The organism is Enterococcus sp. AMC2644 (genome assembly GCF_058216475.1).
In genome coordinates, this window is record NZ_CM177095.1 from 718,496 (window position 1) to 733,794 (window position 15,299).

The following is a 15,299-nucleotide window of genomic DNA, read 5'->3' on the forward strand; positions in this document are numbered from 1 at the left end:
AATCAGTTATTAAAGAGGAGAAAATGATGAAAAACAAAATTATTTTAATCACAGGTGCAACAGATGGGATTGGGAAAATTACGGCTTTAGAGTTAGCAAAACAAGGACATCATGTGATTATTCATGGACGAAATGAAGCAAAAGCGAAAAAGACAGTCGAAGAAATCAAATCACAATCGAACAACCAACAAGTGGAGTACTTATTGGCAGATTTGTTCTCACTGCAAGCAGTGAAAGACATGGCAGATCAGTTTAAAGAAAAATATGATCACTTAGATGTGTTGATTAATAACGCAGGAGCTGTACTAGATGATACTCACGCAGAAACAGTTGATCGGATTGAAAGAACCATGTCTTTAAATGTGCTTGCGCCATTTTTATTAAACCAACTATTACTATCTAGTTTACAAAAGAGTTCTGATGGGCGAATAATTGATATGTCTTCAGGAACTCATAAACAAGCTAAACCAGATATGAATGATTTAAATTTAAAAAATGAACCTTCTGGGCAAAAACGTTACGGCATTACCAAATTATTTGTTATTTGGAATTCACAACATTTGGCAGCTGAATTACAGAGACAGGGCGTGAACAATGTAACAGTCAATTGTTCACATCCAGGAGCAGTAGGAACGAATTTTGGACAGGATAGTGATAATGGCATCATTAATAATCTAATTTATAAGCTAGCGTTATACGTGATGCCTGCCCCTGAAAAAGGTGCTGTGACCAATATCTATTTAGCTTCATCAAACGAAGTGAAAGGAATCACTGGGAAATTTTACAATAACAAAAAAGAATTAGAAGAACCGGTGATGAAACAGCATACACCTAAAAAAGAACAGCAACTTTGGGATTACTGTATGGAAGTTTGTGCCCAATTCTTGAAAGATTAACTATCTAATTAGAAACTATTTGTCTATCTGAAATATCTAAAGGAGGCGCAATATGGAAAATAAAATTATTTTAGTTACCGGTGCATCAAGTGGAATTGGTAAGGAAACTGCTCTTACCTTAGCAAAACAGGGACATACCGTAATAATTCATGGCAGGGATAAAACCAAGACAACAGCTGTGTTTAAGGAAATTCAAAAAGAAACGGGCAATAAAAATCTTGATATGATGATAGCTGACTTATCTTTAATGTCTGAAGTGGCAAACTTTGCTGACCAAGTAAAAGTAAAATATCGCCGTCTTGATGTATTGATTAACAATGCAGGTGGACAGTTTGGCTTTAAGCGGGAAGTTACGGCAGAGGGACGGGAGAAAACCATGGCAATTAACCTATTTGCACCCTTTTTGTTTACTCACCTTTTGCTTCCTATTCTGAAAAACAGTCCCTCTCCTCGTGTGGTTACTGTCGCATCGGAATCTTATAGGCAAGGTGGCAAGCCTCTTTTGCATGACATCGAGCTTGCAGATAATTACTCTTTTACAAAAGTCTATGGCTTATCTAAGTTGTATGTCTTTTGGGTCATGCGCTATTTTGCAAAAGAATATCCCAATATTGCGTTTAATACCGTAGAACCAGGCTCTGTAGATACCGATTTGGGGAGAATTTCTTCGAAAAGTGGTGTGGGTAAGCTTATATATAATTTATGGAAACCTATGATGCAGTCAGTCCAAAAAGGAGCGGCCACCAGCATTTATATGGCTACTTCAAGTGAAGTTGATGGTGTTACCGGAAAGTTTTATGGAAACTGTAAAGAGAAAAACATTAAATCCAAATGGCTATCCACAGAAGGTGAAAGAACGGTTTGGAACTACTGCATGAAAATCTGTAAGCCGTATATGGAGTGAACATGAAAAATAAATAATGAAAATCCCCTTACATCATTACTCAACTGAGTGGCTACATTTAAAAGTAAATATCCACCCGTGAAAACGGGTGGCTTTTTATCACCTCTAGAAGAGGTCGTCATTCGCTGCCCCTTAAAAGGAGCTTTTTTAAAGACTGCCAACCGCTCATCGTTCGCCTCTTTATTTATTTCTTACTTTTAAATGGATCCACGTACTCTCTTTTACTTATACTATCTCTTATGCGATCCTCTGCTTCTTGTTCTCGAATATATTTTTCAATCGTCTTTTGATTTAATCCCACCGTGCTTACATAGTAGCCTTTGGACCAAAATGACTTATTGCCATATTTATATTTCAGATTTGCATGTTGCTCATGGATTAACGTTGCGCTTCTTCCTTTTAGATAACCCATAAAACTTGAAACACTCATTTTCGGTGGAATTCTCACTAGCATGTGAATATGATCCGGCATAGCATGGGCTTCAATAATTTCCACGTCTTTCATTTCACATAGTCTTCGTAAAATCCTTCCTATATCTTTTCTTAATTGTCCATAAATTACTTTCCGTCGATACTTCGGTGTAAAAACTATAGGATACTTACAATTCCATCTTGTATGTGATAAACTTTTATCATCAGTAGACATAAAAAAACTCCTTTCGATTTGATAAGCGGTTGGTAGCCACTTATTAGTATATCGAAAGGAGTTTTTTATCGCTAAAGCTACTTCGTCCACGCCTATAAGCGCGCGGTTTTTTTGTTTCACACGTCCAATGAAAAGAAAGTAGGTCAATCGTTATGAAATGGAAACTAAAACTACTGGTTGCTTTGACACTCTTTCTATCCTTTTTTGGCTTATTATCCTTTGTGGCAATTTTTGTGGCAGATGAACCACAAGATAATTCTTCTGGATCAATTGCTATTCAAGAAAGTGGCTTGTCTGTTTCGTCAGAGGTTTTGAAGTATCGCTCCTTAGTAGAAAAATACGCAAAACAAGAGGATATTGAGGACTATATCAATATTCTCTTAGCGATTATTCAAGTTGAAAGTGGTGGCACTCTAAAAGATGTCATGCAATCCTCTGAATCAAAAGGCTTGCCACCAAATACGATTACTGATCCAGAAGAATCAATAAAACAAGGTGTTTCTTATTTTGCAGGATTGGTTCGTTCTGCGGAATCGTTAGATGTTGACCAACAAAGCGTGATTCAAGCGTACAATTACGGTGGTGGATTTTTAAATTATGTCGCAAAGAATGGGAAAACTTATTCCTTTGAATTAGCGGAAAGATTTTCGAGTGAACAAGCCAACGGTCAACGAGTCCACTATAGAAATGAACTTTCTATTCTTAAAAATGGTGGCTGGCGGTATAACTACGGCAATATGTTTTATGTGCTTTTAGTTAGCCAATATTTAGAGACAGTTTCACAAAAATTCGATAATCAAACCGTTCAGACAATTATGGACGAAGCCTTGAAATATCAAGGCTATCCCTATGTCTTTGGCGGGTCCAATCCAAATACGTCCTTTGACTGTAGCGGCATTACCCAATGGACTTTTCAAAAGGCAGGCATCACCTTACCTCGTACTGCCCAAGCACAATATGAAGTAATGGATCATTTGCCTTTGTCGCAAGCGGAACCAGGGGATTTAATTTTCTTTCAATCGACCTATACGACTGCCGATTATGTGACACATGTCGGCATTTATGTAGGAGATATGAGAATGTACCATGCGGGCAATCCGATTGGTTACACCGACTTAAATGAAAACTATTGGCAGCAACATTTAATTGGTGCTGGACGAATTAAACAATAAGAAATGAGGATGATTTATGAAAATTCATATTGAACGCAAACCTAAAAAAGAACAAACAACCAAACAAAAGAAAGTGAAAACCATCCACTTGGGCACTCACAAAAAAAGTGTTCTTTTCTTGTGGCTCTTATTGATTGGTAGCTTTAGTTTTGGGCTTTATAAAAATTTTACTGCCATTGATACCCACACGATTCATGAGACAACAATCATTGAACCTGTGTTGATTGATACCCATGCGATTGAGAGTTTTACCCTTAATTTTATTCAAGAATATTATTCTTGGGAAAATAATAAAGCAGCCATTGAACAACGACCCGAACAAATTAATCGTTATCTGACCTCGGAATTACAAGAATTAAATGTAGATACGATTCGAACCGATATTCCAACGAGTTCTTCAGTAAGTGATAGCAAAATTTGGCAGATACAAGCTATCGATGAACAGAACTTTGAAGTGATTTACTCGGTTACTCAACGGATCACAGAAAGCAAAGAAAATAAGTACAGTGTATCATCGTACCGTATCACCGTTCATCAAGATGAAACAGATGATTTAGTTATTACCACCAATCCAACGATTTGGATCATTCCTCAAACATCTGATTTTCAACCAGAATTTTTTGAAAATGACAACAGCATTGAAGAAGGACTTCAACAAGAAATAATCGCCTTTTTGGAAACCTTCTTTAAGTTATATCCAACTGCCAGCAGTAGTGAATTAACTTATTATATGGTCGGAAATACCTTGCCAATGATTAACAAAGAGTTGATTTTTTCAGAATTAATCTACCCTTCTATTCAAAAACAAGAAGGACACTATCTTGTAAGAGTTGCAGTAAGATATTTGGATAGTGAAACCAAAAGTGAAATAGTCTCTCAATATCATTTAGTGTTAGAGAAAGCAGATAATTGGAAGATTGTTGCTATAATATATTAATCGTTAAAAAGATATAGTTGAATCGAACAATTACAGGAGTGTCTTTGATATTTTCAAAATGGTAGAGATATAAAAATACCGTAATTTATCACTTGTTTTAAACAATATATTGAATTAATATAAATAATAATCAGAAAGAGGTGAAATTCGTTGATTATCGAAAAGCTTAAAAAGCAAGAAAACTTTACTATTGTTGAAAAACAAATTGCGACTTATGTACTAGATCATTTAGCGGATATTCCTAATCTTTCTGCTAGAGAGCTAGGTCAATATTCATTTACTAGTAGAGCAAGTATCTTTAGGCTTTGTCAAAAGATGCAATTTTCTGGTTATGATGAGTTTAAGTCAAAACTCGAAGTAGAAGTTAGAGAGTATAATAGAATCAAACTTTTATTAGAAAAAGAACCTGTAAATAAAGAAACTACAATAAAAGATATCTTTACAATAATCCCTTCTATTTATACGAATACAATAAATACTGTTAATTTGGGAATCAGTGAAACCTCTTTTAGACGGATCATTAGTAATATAAGAAAAGCAACCACTGTAGATATTTATGGAGCAGGTGTTACTTATACTTGTGCAACTACTGCAAAGTTCAAATTTAGAACCTTGGGAATTAATTGCCATACTTATTCAGGGTTAAATGAACATTATATTCGCTCCTCAAATAAAGATAGAAACAAAGTAGCTCTCGTTTTATCCTTTACAGGAGCAAATAAATCAATGATTGATATTGCTCATTATTTGAAAAAAAGTGGTTTTTACGTTGTCGGAATTGGTGGTAATGAGTCTACTGATTTAAAAGACATTTGTGATGAGTATATAGAAATTATTTCACAACAATTGATTTTAAGTATGGAAGTAATGAGCCCATTTATTGCAATTACTTATGTATTTGATTTATTATTTACTACTTTACTCGTCGCAGATTTTGAAAAAAATGTAAATGTTGCAGTCGATGTGATTAATTTCAAAAATGAGATAAAAACAACTTAATGACTTTTATTATAGGCAGAAGAGATAGTGTACATCTAACCTCTTCTGTCTTTTTTTGAAACTTAGAGTCTCAATAATAGTTCATTTTTTCTAGTATTTTTGAGACCGCCAGACCTTTCATCCTCTGAATTGATGTAATTATTAAAAACTGATGCTAGTATAAGGCTATCAAAAAAGCGCTTTTATGATAAATTAATTGGAAAATTGGAGGAGTTCTAATGGATAATAAACAACTTGCTACTGAAATTTTAAAGTTAAGTGGTGGAAAAGAAAATATTAGTAATGTTACCCATTGCGTTACTCGTTTGAGACTAACTGTTAATGATACAAAAAAAATCAATAACAGTGAAATCAAAGCCCTAGACGGAGTATTGGGAACAAATATAGTTGGTAGCCAATTACAAGTTATTTTAGGTGGACGAGTGGTTCCAGTTCATGATGAAACAGTTATTTTAGTAGGTGATACTTCAGGAAACAATAATGATACTGCTAATTCAGAAGGGCTTGTAAACAAATTTTTAGATACGTTATCTGGTATTTTTGTTCCCGTTATTCCAGCAATCATTGGCGCTGGGCTGCTAAAAGCAATTTTATTAACTTTAATGTTTCAAGATATTGTTTCTCCTGAAAGTGAACTATTCTCATTTTTAAACATCTTTTCTGATGCTGGATTCTACTTCTTACCTATCTTATTAGCAGTCAGTGCAGCAAATAAATTCAAAGCCAATCCTTATGTGGCGGCAACAATTGCGGGAATTTTAATTCATCCTCAATTGATTGCAATGATGACTGAATCTGATAATTTAAGTTTTATAGGTATTCCTATAGTAAGTGTTAGTTATGCAAGTAGTGTAATTCCGATTATCTTGGGTACTTTATTTATGTCTTATGTAGAAAAAGGCTTGAATAAAATTATTCCTAAAATTCTACAAACTGTTCTATTACCGTTATTAACATTAGTAATTACTGCTCCTGTTGTACTGGCAGTTATTGGACCACTAGGACAATTAGCTGGTGACGCATTAGGTAATGCTTTCATTGCTTTGTATATGTCCCCATTCAGTATTGTAGCAGGCGCAATATTTGGTGCTGCCTTCCCATTCTTAGTGATGATTGGTATGCATAATGGTTTTTCACCAATTATGATGCAAACTTTATCCACATACGGTGTGGATTATATCTTGGGGTTGAATTGTGCATCGAACTCAGCTCAGGCAGGTGCAACTTTTGCAGTATTTTTAAAAACTAAAAACAAAGAATTTAAATCCGTTGCTGGTGCAGCAGCTTTCAATGCGATACTTGGAATTACCGAACCCGCCTTGTTTGGGGTAACTTCTCGACTGAAAAAACCTCTAATTGCAGTTTCAATTGGTGGTGGTATTGGTGGCGCAATTGCTGGATTCTTTAGAGTAGAATCTCTAGGTATGGCTACAGGTCCAATTATTGGTATTCCATTGTTTATTGGGCCAACATTTATTTATTTTGTAATCTCTTGTACAGTAGCTTGTATTGTTGGTTTCGTTTTGACAAATATCATCGGCTTTGAAGATATCCCTGAAAAAGTCCCTGCTTCTACTACATCCGTCACAGTTGAGGAAAATATTGTTACTGAACTTGTAGCAGACGAAAAAATTGATAGCCCTTTAGAAGGAAATATCATTCCTATTGAAAATGTAAAAGACAAAGTTTTTGCCGAAAAAGTTATGGGTGATGGCATTGCTATTGAACCAACAGTAGGTAGAGTTGTAGCTCCTTTTGATGGAGTTATTGAAGTAGCATTTGAAACAAAACACGCTATTGGGTTAAAAAGCTATGATGGATGTGAGCTATTAATCCATGTTGGATTAGATACAGTTGAACTAAATGGTGAAGGTTACACTAGCTACATTAAAAAAAGCGACACTGTTAGTAAAGGCGATTTATTGTTGGAATTTGATATTGAAGCAATAAAAAAAGCCGGATACGAAGTGACCACTCCGATAATCGTAACTAATACACCTATGTATCAAGACATTACTAAAACAACAACAAAAGTTACTAAAACAGGTAATACACTATTAACATTAACTGCCAAGTAGGAGGTTCTAGTCTTATGACGAACATTACAAAAGAGTTTCCCAGAGATTTTCTTTGGGGAGGTGCTCTTGCAGCAAGTCAATGCGAGGGTGCAACATTAGAAGATGGAAAAAAATGGACCACTGGAGATGCTATGCCCTATGGTGTTTTTAGCGATATTGTTATCCCCCCATTAGACGATTATTTGAAAAAAGAAGCAATTGATTTTTACCATCGTTATAAAGAAGATGTAAAGATGTTTGCAGAAATGGGATTTAAAGTTTTAAGAATCTCACTTTCATGGGCTAGAATCTTTCCAGATGGTGATGAAGATCAACCAAATGAAAAAGGTTTGCAATTCTATGATGATCTTATTGACGAAATAGCAAAATATGGAATTGAACCATTAATTACCTTAGTCCATTTTGAGATTCCACTACACTTAGCTTTAGAATATGGTGGATGGACCAATCGTAAAATGATTGATTTCTATGAAAAATTTGTACGAACTGTGTATACAAGATATAAGGATAAAGTACGCTATTGGATTACCTTTAATGAAATTAATGTTGTTCTAGATGCCCCATTTAATGGTGCCGGGATTAATGCCAAACCAGATGAAGTTGATAAACAAGTATTGTATCAAGCAATTCATCACCAATTTGTTGCTAGTGCTTTAGCTACTAAAATCGGTCATGAAATTAATCCAGACTTTATGATTGGTTGTATGGTAGCAAACAGTCCTCATTACCCATTAACACCAAATCCTGATGATATATGGGAAGCCGTACAACGAGATAGAGAAACTTTATTCTTTGCCGATGTACATGCTCGCGGAGAATATCCTGCTTATATGAAACGTTTCTTCAAAGAAAACAATATAAAAATTGAATTTGCTGATGACGACTTAGAACTAATGAAAGAGAATACTGTGGATTATATTTCATTTAGCTATTACATGTCCTATTGTGCCACAGCAGATGAAAGTGTTCTAAAAGAAGTAGGAAATGTGAAAAGTGGTGTTAAAAATCCTTATTTAGAAGCATCTGATTGGGGTTGGCAAATCGATCCTAAAGGGTTGAGATATGGACTAAATATGTTTTACGATCGCTACCAATTGCCTCTATTCATTGTTGAAAATGGATTAGGTGCAAAAGATAAACTGATTCCTGATGGTCAAGGTAGCTTTACAGTTGAGGATGATTATAGAATAGAATATTTGAAAGCCCATCTTCAACAAGTCTATGAAGCAATTCAAGATGGTGTAGAATTACTAGGGTACACTAGCTGGGGCCCGATTGATGTTGTTAGTAATACTTTTTCAGAAATGGCAAAACGTTATGGATATATTTATGTAGACAAACATAACGATGGTACTGGCACCTTAGAAAGATATAAGAAAAAAAGTTTTAATTGGTATAAGGAAGTAATAGAAACACAAGGTGCTAAATTATTTCAGTAGTTTAAAACTTAGAAAAAAATAGAACTATGATTTAAGGAGACGAATTTTATGAGTGAAAATAAAACAATCCGAATATTATTACCACAATGGCAAGGAGGGAATAATCCTGACTATGCTTTTGGAGCAGAGTTATTATCGCACATTATTCCTCAAAATAAGAATAGTAAACTTTTCGAAGTGAATGTAGATCAAGACTTTAATACAGAGCTTCCAATTGAAAATGGTATCGAAGGAGAATCTGCATTATTTAAACAACTTGATGAAACAAATGAAATCTTAGATAGAGAAAAACCTGATAAGGTAATCACTTTAGGTGGCGACTGTTCTATTTCTCAAGCTCCATTTGATTATCTAAAAGGTAAATATAAAGAAAAATTAGGAATTTTATGGTTGGATGCTCATCCTGATGTAGCCACCATTAAAGATTCTTCCAGAGATCATGAAATGATTTTAGGAAACTTACTAGGAAAAGGTGCTCCCCAATTTGCATCTAAAGTAAAGAATAAATTTAAGCCAAATGAAGTAATGCTTGCAGGATTAATTTATGATGAATTACGTCCACGAGATCAAGAAGTGAATCGTCTTAAAATCAATTATACCACTCCAGAAGACTTACAAGAGGATTCATCAAAGATTACTGAATGGCTAAAAGCAAATGATATTGAATATCTTGCTGTACATTTCGATTTAGATGTACTAACACCTGTAGATTATCGATCTATTTACCCAGCAGAACCTTACTTGGAAAGCTTTGGAGCTGCTATTGGGAAAATGACTTTAAATCAAATTGTACGTGTCTTAAATGACGTATCTAATGATTCTGAAATCGTAGGCCTAAGTATCACTGAACATATGCCTTGGGATGCACTTAACTTAAGAAAGAGTTTATCTGAAATTTCAATTTTTAAAGATTAATTCTTGTTTAAGAGTTTTGGAGGAATAAAATGAAATTTATCGAACTTAATCACTATATTGAGCATGGCTCTGTTTCGTATCCAGGAATGCCACCAGTGGAAATTTCAACATTTATGGAACGGAAAGAGAATTCAAATGATTCTGGTTTTCTTGATTTTTTAAAAATGGTAAATATCAGTGGTACTTATATCGATGCTCCCTATCATGCTTTTGCAGGAAGAGAAAAAATTGGTGATATACCATTAGAAAAACTAGTTGATTTAACAACGTTTGTCGTTCACTTAGGGAATAATAAAGATTACTTTAGTTTAAAAGATTTTAGTCATCTCGAAAAGGAAAATTTAACTGATAGTGCAGTCCTCCTTCATACAGGTTATGATAAAAAATACGATACTCCTGCATATGGAGACAATCCACCCTATTTGTCTTTAGAAGCTGCAAAGTGGTTGATAGCTAAAGGAGTAGGATTTATCGGAATTGACACACCACTAATTGATGATTATGTTAATAATTTAGAAAAAGGAAATCCTGTTCATCAAGTTATCTTAGATGCTTCAGCCATTGTGTGTGAAGATATGAAGAATCTTGATTTAGTTCCAGAAAAAGGAGCTTTGCTATCCGCCGTACCTCCTAGAATTGCTATGTCTAGTTTTCCAGTAAGAGCTTATGTAAAAGTAAATGATAACGAAAATTAAATAAATTTTCACAACTGCATATAGAAAAAGGATACTTTGTTAATACATCAAATATCCTTTTTCTTCATTATAATTTGAAAGGATTCATATGAATAGATTACTGATTTTAATATTGGGAAATACGTTAATGGCTCTAGGTACTGCAATGTGTAATTTGACTGGTTTAGGAATAGACCCGTTTAATGCATTTAGCGTTGCATTATCTAATATTTTCAACATATCTCTAGGAACTATTGTATTATTATCCCAATTATTTTTTGGAATTTTTGTATTTGTATTTAAGCGAGAAAATATTGGAATAGGAACAATTATTCCTATGGTAATTTTAGGCTACCTTCTTCAATTCTTTAACTGGTTAGTTCCTAACACTCTAACAGTTAATCTTAATCTCATTACTAGCCCAATTATATTTATAGTAGGAATGTTGATTATGGCTTTTGGTTCCGCACTTTATATAAAATGTAATGTAGGAATGTTACCCTATGATTCTGTTGCTTTTGTTCTAAGTGATAAATTAAAAGGGAATCCTGCAAAATATAGAGTGATTTTAGATTCAGTAATAGCTATTATGGCATTGATTCTGGGTGGACCAATTAATATTGGAACCGCTATTTTTGCAGTATCAGTGGGGCCATTAATTGCTTTCTATCATAAAAAAGTACTGTTTAAACTGTTTAAACCAGATTGATTGCCTTTTTGTTTTATCTTATTGTATCAATTAGAAGTAATACAATAAAAACTAACATATTTCATTAAACATTAGTATACAATTCAAGTGATATTTTCCATATTTTCTAGAAAGATGGTGATTACATGATTTTAAAATTATTGGATGAAAAAAAAGGATTCACAACCAATGAAGCACTGCTTGCGGATTACGTCTTGTCACATCCTTTTGAAATTTCAAATCTTACTGCCAGTGAATTAGGTAAAAAAGCATTTGTCAGTAAAAGTCTTATTTTTCGATTATGTAGAAAAATTGGTATAAATAGTTATGATGAATTTAAACGAAGGATTGAAATAGAAATGATGGAACGTTCTCGTCTTCAAGCATTGCTAGACCGAGAACCTTTTCACAAAGATACTTCACTTACAGAAATTATCAATATTCTACCTTCAATTTATGATAAAGCTATACACGGAACTAAAATATCTCTTAACAACGAAGTATTAGAAGAAGTTATTAGAAAAATTAAAAATTGCAATCAATTGGATATCTATGGAAGTGGCATTACGTATAGTTGTGCACTCACAGCAACATTTAAATTTCAAACAATCGGAATAAATTGTTTTGCACATTCAGGTGTAAATGAACATTATATACAATCAACCCAAAAAAATAACACTGTTGCCCTACTACTTTCCTTTACTGGTAGAAATTCATCTATGCAAAAAATAGCCTCTTACTTGTCAAAAAATAATGGCTATATTGTTGGACTTGGTGGTACTGGATCTCAGAAATTAAAAAAATTATGTAATGAATATATTGATGTACCTCAAAACGAACTTATATTGAGTATGGAGATATTGACTTCATATATTGCATTAAATTATGTTCTTGATGTAATATTTTCTTCGATTTTAACAAAAAATTTCGAACAAAATATTAGTTTTTCACTTGATGTAAAAAAGTCAAAAATGATTGATTAAATTAAAATACAAAGGAAATACTATACGTAAATCCTTTGTATTTTTTGTTTTTAGAACCTCTAGACCTAATTTTTAACATAAAAAAATAGAAATATTGATACTCTGAGATACAAATGATAGCGCTATATTGTAAATGGAAAGTTATATGCTATTCTTTGTTTTAGGTATTAGAAAAATTAAATTGATTTTAAATGCCTAAAAAATATTCTAAGGGTTTATGTAAGCAAGGAGTTAAAAATATGAAAGAGTTAGCAAAAAAAATTGTTGATCTTGTTGGAGGAGTTGGAAATATTCAATCACTAGTTCACTGTATGACCCGGTTACGATTTTCGGTTAATGATATGTCTAAGGTAAACAAAAAAGTCTTGAAAAATTAGATGTTATTGGTGTTCAAACTAAAGGAAATCAATGTCAAATAATCATAGGAGGCGATGTTGGTAAGATTTATAAAGTAATACTAGATATTTACCCATCAATCAATTCTTCTGATAAAGAAACCAATATGCCTATAGACAAGAAAGGGAATTGGTTTAGTAGATTATTAGATTTCCTATCCTCTATTCTATCAGCCATGTTACCGGCAATAATTGGGTGTGGGATTATATTAGGAATTCGAGCACTTCTTGTAAGTTTTGGTATTAGCGAAGAGTCCAATATCGTTGTTATACTAACTACTATGGGAAGTTGTGGAATGTATTTTATTCCATTCATGGTAGCTCTTAGTACTGCTAACAGAATTGATACCAATCCTTATATGGCTCTTGGACTAACTGCAGTTATGCTACACCCCAACATCGTAAACAATGTAGGAGAACCTGCAATGAATTTATTCGGCATTGTGGATTTACCATATATCAATTACAGTTCGTCAATTATTCCTGTCATTGTAGCAGTCTATGTAATGAAGTTTGTTTATAATTTTTTCACAGAAAAATTACCACCAACTATTCGTATTGTTTTTGCACCGTCTCTAACATATATGATTATGATGCCGTTTACATTAGTCGCCATAGCTCCTTTAACCACTTATTTGAGTAACTACTTGGGTAGTGCTATTGAATGGTTGTTTGTAACTGTTCCTTGGTTGGCAGGCGCATTTATTGGAGGTACACGGCCAGTATTAGTGTTAGTTGGAATGCATAACGCTGTTCGACCATTACAAGTTGTACAAATGGAAACTTTCGGTATAAATAAAATATCTCCTATCAATTATATAAGTACCTTATGTCAAGCTACAGCAGCATTTACTGCCATCTTCCTTACTAAAAATAAAAAAAATAAACAAATAGCTGTTTCTGCTGCAATTTCAGGATATATGGGAATTACAGAACCTGCATTGTACGGTGTCATTTTTAAATACAAAGCTGCTTTGATTGGTACAATTCTTGGAGGTGCTATAGGAGGTGCTATTGGTGCAACAATGGGTGCTGCTTCCCTAGCGATGAGTGTTCCAAACAATTTTGTAACAATGCCAGCCTTTATGGAAAATGGACCTGCTAGTATTATGGTGGGACTATTTGTAGGACTAGCAACAACCATAATTTCAACAGTTTTCCTAAGTAATACTTTCTTTAAACTTGAAGATTATGTTGAGTTTACAGATGGAAAAGTGGAAAAAACAACAATGCGAGAAAAAAACAAGAACTATGAAAATACCAATGGCACAATGAAAATTACTAGTCCAACTTCTGGACATATCTATTCATTGAATGATGTAAAAGATGAGACATTTTCAAAAAAAATGTTAGGCGATGGGGTTGCAATAAAACCATCCGATAACAAGATATATTCACCTGTAGATGGGCAAATAGAATCTATTTTCTTTACAAATCACGCAGTTGGTATTCGAGCAATGAATGGATCTTCAGTATTAATCCATGCAGGTATTGATACAGTTGAACTTAAAGGAAAGTTTTTCAAATCATACTGTGAAGTAGGAAGAGTTGTTAAAAACGGAGATTTATTAATAGAAATGAATACTGATGAAATTGTAAAAGCTGGTTACGATCCTAGTATTTTAGTTATTTGTACTGAACTAGGTAATTTTAAAACAGTGTATCATTTGACAGAGGAAAAACTTTCTAGTATTACTCCTGGGCAAGAAATACTAGAAATGAAATAGGAGTTTGATAAATGAGTATAACATCGTTAAATAACTTTAGAGACTATGGTGGATATAAAATAAACGAACAATACTTTGTAAAAAAAGAGGTTCTTTACAGAAGTGATGCACTTTGCAACTTAACTACCTTAGAACAAAAATATCTTTTTGAAAAACTGAATATTAGAGAGATAATAGATTTTAGAACACCTGATGAAATTTTCTTTGAACCAGATAAATTAATTACTGGAGTTAATTTTCACAACTTTTCTCCAAAAGCAAAGATAGCTGAAGTTGCTTCACAAGAAACAAATAGCACTCAAAGAAAAACAACTTTAATAAAAATAATGGACGGAGAAATAGATGATTTATATACTGTAGACCAACAAATGTACGAATTAATGAAATCGTTTGTAAATAGTCCAGTAAATAGAAAAGTTTTTTCAGATATGCTTGAAGTGCATTTAAACGCTCCTGACGTAGCTATTCTCCAACATTGTCGTGGTGGTAAAGACCGTACAGGGTTTGGTTGCGTGGTTATAATGGGAGCTTTGGGAGTACCTAAAGTAAAAATATATGAGGAATACTTATTATCAAATGAGTATAAAAAACAAGAGATTATGAGAAAGATGAATGCGTTTAAAACTGTGACACATGACCAAAAATTGCTAGAACAGTTAAGATGTCTATTGATTGTAAAAGAAGAATGGTTAGATACCGCTTTTCAAGAAATAGAGCGAATATACGGTGATTTTGATAACTACCTTAGAGAAGGATTACTTTTTGATGAACAACAACAGATGAAACTAAAAGAAAAGTTTACTGAACATTATTAAAATCATACTCTCAACTTAAAATGGATTAATA

General features: G+C 33.4%; 15 protein-coding genes. 14 read left to right on the plus strand and 1 reads right to left on the minus strand.

Annotation, left to right across the window (positions count from 1 at the left end; all coding sequences use genetic code 11):
• Window positions 1–23: 23 nt before the first annotated feature.
• Together AC4BC5_RS03530 and AC4BC5_RS03535 are read left to right on the plus strand one after the other, a co-directional pair.
• The gene (locus AC4BC5_RS03530) at window positions 24–896 is read left to right on the plus strand and encodes an SDR family NAD(P)-dependent oxidoreductase (RefSeq protein WP_490496793.1); all 873 of its coding nucleotides are present in this window, start codon (window positions 24–26) and stop codon (window positions 894–896) included.
• 52 nt (window positions 897–948) lie between these two features.
• Window positions 949–1,800: an SDR family NAD(P)-dependent oxidoreductase gene (locus tag AC4BC5_RS03535; RefSeq protein ID WP_490496795.1), complete on the plus strand. Its 852-nt coding sequence runs from the start codon at window positions 949–951 to the stop codon at window positions 1,798–1,800.
• A 184-nt stretch (window positions 1,801–1,984) separates the two neighbouring features.
• Here AC4BC5_RS03535 and tnpA read toward each other — a convergent pair whose 3' ends face one another.
• Window positions 1,985–2,446 (minus strand): IS200/IS605 family transposase, encoded by a 462-nt coding sequence (tnpA, locus tag AC4BC5_RS03540; protein WP_490496797.1) that lies wholly within the window; start codon window positions 2,444–2,446, stop codon window positions 1,985–1,987.
• A gap of 152 nt (window positions 2,447–2,598) precedes the next feature.
• On the opposite strand from tnpA, the gene AC4BC5_RS03545 reads away from it, so the two are divergent.
• The 12 genes from AC4BC5_RS03545 to AC4BC5_RS03600 all read left to right on the plus strand — a co-directional run bounded on the left by AC4BC5_RS03545 (window position 2,599) and on the right by AC4BC5_RS03600 (window position 15,268).
• Entirely contained in the window at window positions 2,599–3,618 is a 1,020-nt protein-coding gene (locus AC4BC5_RS03545) for a bifunctional lytic transglycosylase/C40 family peptidase (protein WP_490496798.1), read from the plus strand.
• A gap of 16 nt (window positions 3,619–3,634) precedes the next feature.
• Window positions 3,635–4,555, plus strand: coding sequence for a conjugal transfer protein (locus tag AC4BC5_RS03550; protein ID WP_490496799.1), 921 nt, complete (start codon window positions 3,635–3,637; stop codon window positions 4,553–4,555).
• 150 nt (window positions 4,556–4,705) lie between these two features.
• Window positions 4,706–5,554: a MurR/RpiR family transcriptional regulator gene (locus AC4BC5_RS03555; RefSeq protein WP_490496801.1), complete on the plus strand. Its 849-nt coding sequence runs from the start codon at window positions 4,706–4,708 to the stop codon at window positions 5,552–5,554.
• Between the two features lie 218 nt (window positions 5,555–5,772).
• Window positions 5,773–7,632 (plus strand): beta-glucoside-specific PTS transporter subunit IIABC, encoded by a 1,860-nt coding sequence (locus AC4BC5_RS03560; RefSeq protein ID WP_490496802.1) that lies wholly within the window; start codon window positions 5,773–5,775, stop codon window positions 7,630–7,632.
• Window positions 7,633–7,646: 14 nt separating this feature from the next.
• On the plus strand, window positions 7,647–9,071 hold the full coding sequence (locus tag AC4BC5_RS03565; RefSeq protein WP_490496804.1) for a glycoside hydrolase family 1 protein: 1,425 nt from the start codon (window positions 7,647–7,649) through the stop codon (window positions 9,069–9,071).
• A gap of 48 nt (window positions 9,072–9,119) precedes the next feature.
• Window positions 9,120–9,986, plus strand: a complete 867-nt coding sequence (locus AC4BC5_RS03570; RefSeq protein ID WP_490496805.1) for an arginase family protein — start codon at window positions 9,120–9,122, stop codon at window positions 9,984–9,986.
• 29 nt (window positions 9,987–10,015) lie between these two features.
• Window positions 10,016–10,681, plus strand: coding sequence for a cyclase family protein (locus AC4BC5_RS03575; protein ID WP_490496806.1), 666 nt, complete (start codon window positions 10,016–10,018; stop codon window positions 10,679–10,681).
• Window positions 10,682–10,769: 88 nt separating this feature from the next.
• Window positions 10,770–11,369 (plus strand): YczE/YyaS/YitT family protein, encoded by a 600-nt coding sequence (locus AC4BC5_RS03580; protein ID WP_490496807.1) that lies wholly within the window; start codon window positions 10,770–10,772, stop codon window positions 11,367–11,369.
• A gap of 125 nt (window positions 11,370–11,494) precedes the next feature.
• Entirely contained in the window at window positions 11,495–12,331 is an 837-nt protein-coding gene (locus tag AC4BC5_RS03585) for a MurR/RpiR family transcriptional regulator (RefSeq protein WP_490496808.1), read from the plus strand.
• Between the two features lie 239 nt (window positions 12,332–12,570).
• Window positions 12,571–12,708: a PTS sugar transporter subunit IIB gene (locus tag AC4BC5_RS03590; protein ID WP_490496809.1), complete on the plus strand. Its 138-nt coding sequence runs from the start codon at window positions 12,571–12,573 to the stop codon at window positions 12,706–12,708.
• Window positions 12,709–12,833: 125 nt separating this feature from the next.
• Complete coding sequence (locus AC4BC5_RS03595) at window positions 12,834–14,453, plus strand: glucose PTS transporter subunit IIA (RefSeq protein WP_490496811.1); 1,620 nt, start codon at window positions 12,834–12,836, stop codon at window positions 14,451–14,453.
• An 11-nt stretch (window positions 14,454–14,464) separates the two neighbouring features.
• Window positions 14,465–15,268 carry a tyrosine-protein phosphatase gene (locus tag AC4BC5_RS03600; RefSeq protein WP_490496812.1) on the plus strand — a complete coding sequence of 268 codons (804 nt, stop codon included), beginning with the start codon at window positions 14,465–14,467 and terminating at the stop codon, window positions 15,266–15,268.
• Window positions 15,269–15,299: the final 31 nt, after the last annotated feature.

Excerpts from the sequence above, each read along its gene's own strand:
- AC4BC5_RS03530 (WP_490496793.1), top strand. The coding sequence starts at position 24 with ATGATGAAAAACAAAATTATTTTAATCACAGGTGCAACAGATGGGATT.
- AC4BC5_RS03535 (WP_490496795.1), top strand. The coding sequence starts at position 949 with ATGGAAAATAAAATTATTTTAGTTACCGGTGCATCAAGTGGAATTGGT.
- tnpA (WP_490496797.1), bottom strand. The coding sequence starts at position 2,446 with ATGTCTACTGATGATAAAAGTTTATCACATACAAGATGGAATTGTAAG.
- AC4BC5_RS03545 (WP_490496798.1), top strand. The coding sequence starts at position 2,599 with ATGAAATGGAAACTAAAACTACTGGTTGCTTTGACACTCTTTCTATCC.
- AC4BC5_RS03550 (WP_490496799.1), top strand. The coding sequence starts at position 3,635 with ATGAAAATTCATATTGAACGCAAACCTAAAAAAGAACAAACAACCAAA.
- AC4BC5_RS03560 (WP_490496802.1), top strand. The coding sequence starts at position 5,773 with ATGGATAATAAACAACTTGCTACTGAAATTTTAAAGTTAAGTGGTGGA.
- AC4BC5_RS03565 (WP_490496804.1), top strand. The coding sequence starts at position 7,647 with ATGACGAACATTACAAAAGAGTTTCCCAGAGATTTTCTTTGGGGAGGT.
- AC4BC5_RS03570 (WP_490496805.1), top strand. The coding sequence starts at position 9,120 with ATGAGTGAAAATAAAACAATCCGAATATTATTACCACAATGGCAAGGA.
- AC4BC5_RS03575 (WP_490496806.1), top strand. The coding sequence starts at position 10,016 with ATGAAATTTATCGAACTTAATCACTATATTGAGCATGGCTCTGTTTCG.
- AC4BC5_RS03580 (WP_490496807.1), top strand. The coding sequence starts at position 10,770 with ATGAATAGATTACTGATTTTAATATTGGGAAATACGTTAATGGCTCTA.
- AC4BC5_RS03585 (WP_490496808.1), top strand. The coding sequence starts at position 11,495 with ATGATTTTAAAATTATTGGATGAAAAAAAAGGATTCACAACCAATGAA.
- AC4BC5_RS03590 (WP_490496809.1), top strand. The coding sequence starts at position 12,571 with ATGAAAGAGTTAGCAAAAAAAATTGTTGATCTTGTTGGAGGAGTTGGA.
- AC4BC5_RS03595 (WP_490496811.1), top strand. The coding sequence starts at position 12,834 with ATGCCTATAGACAAGAAAGGGAATTGGTTTAGTAGATTATTAGATTTC.
- AC4BC5_RS03600 (WP_490496812.1), top strand. The coding sequence starts at position 14,465 with ATGAGTATAACATCGTTAAATAACTTTAGAGACTATGGTGGATATAAA.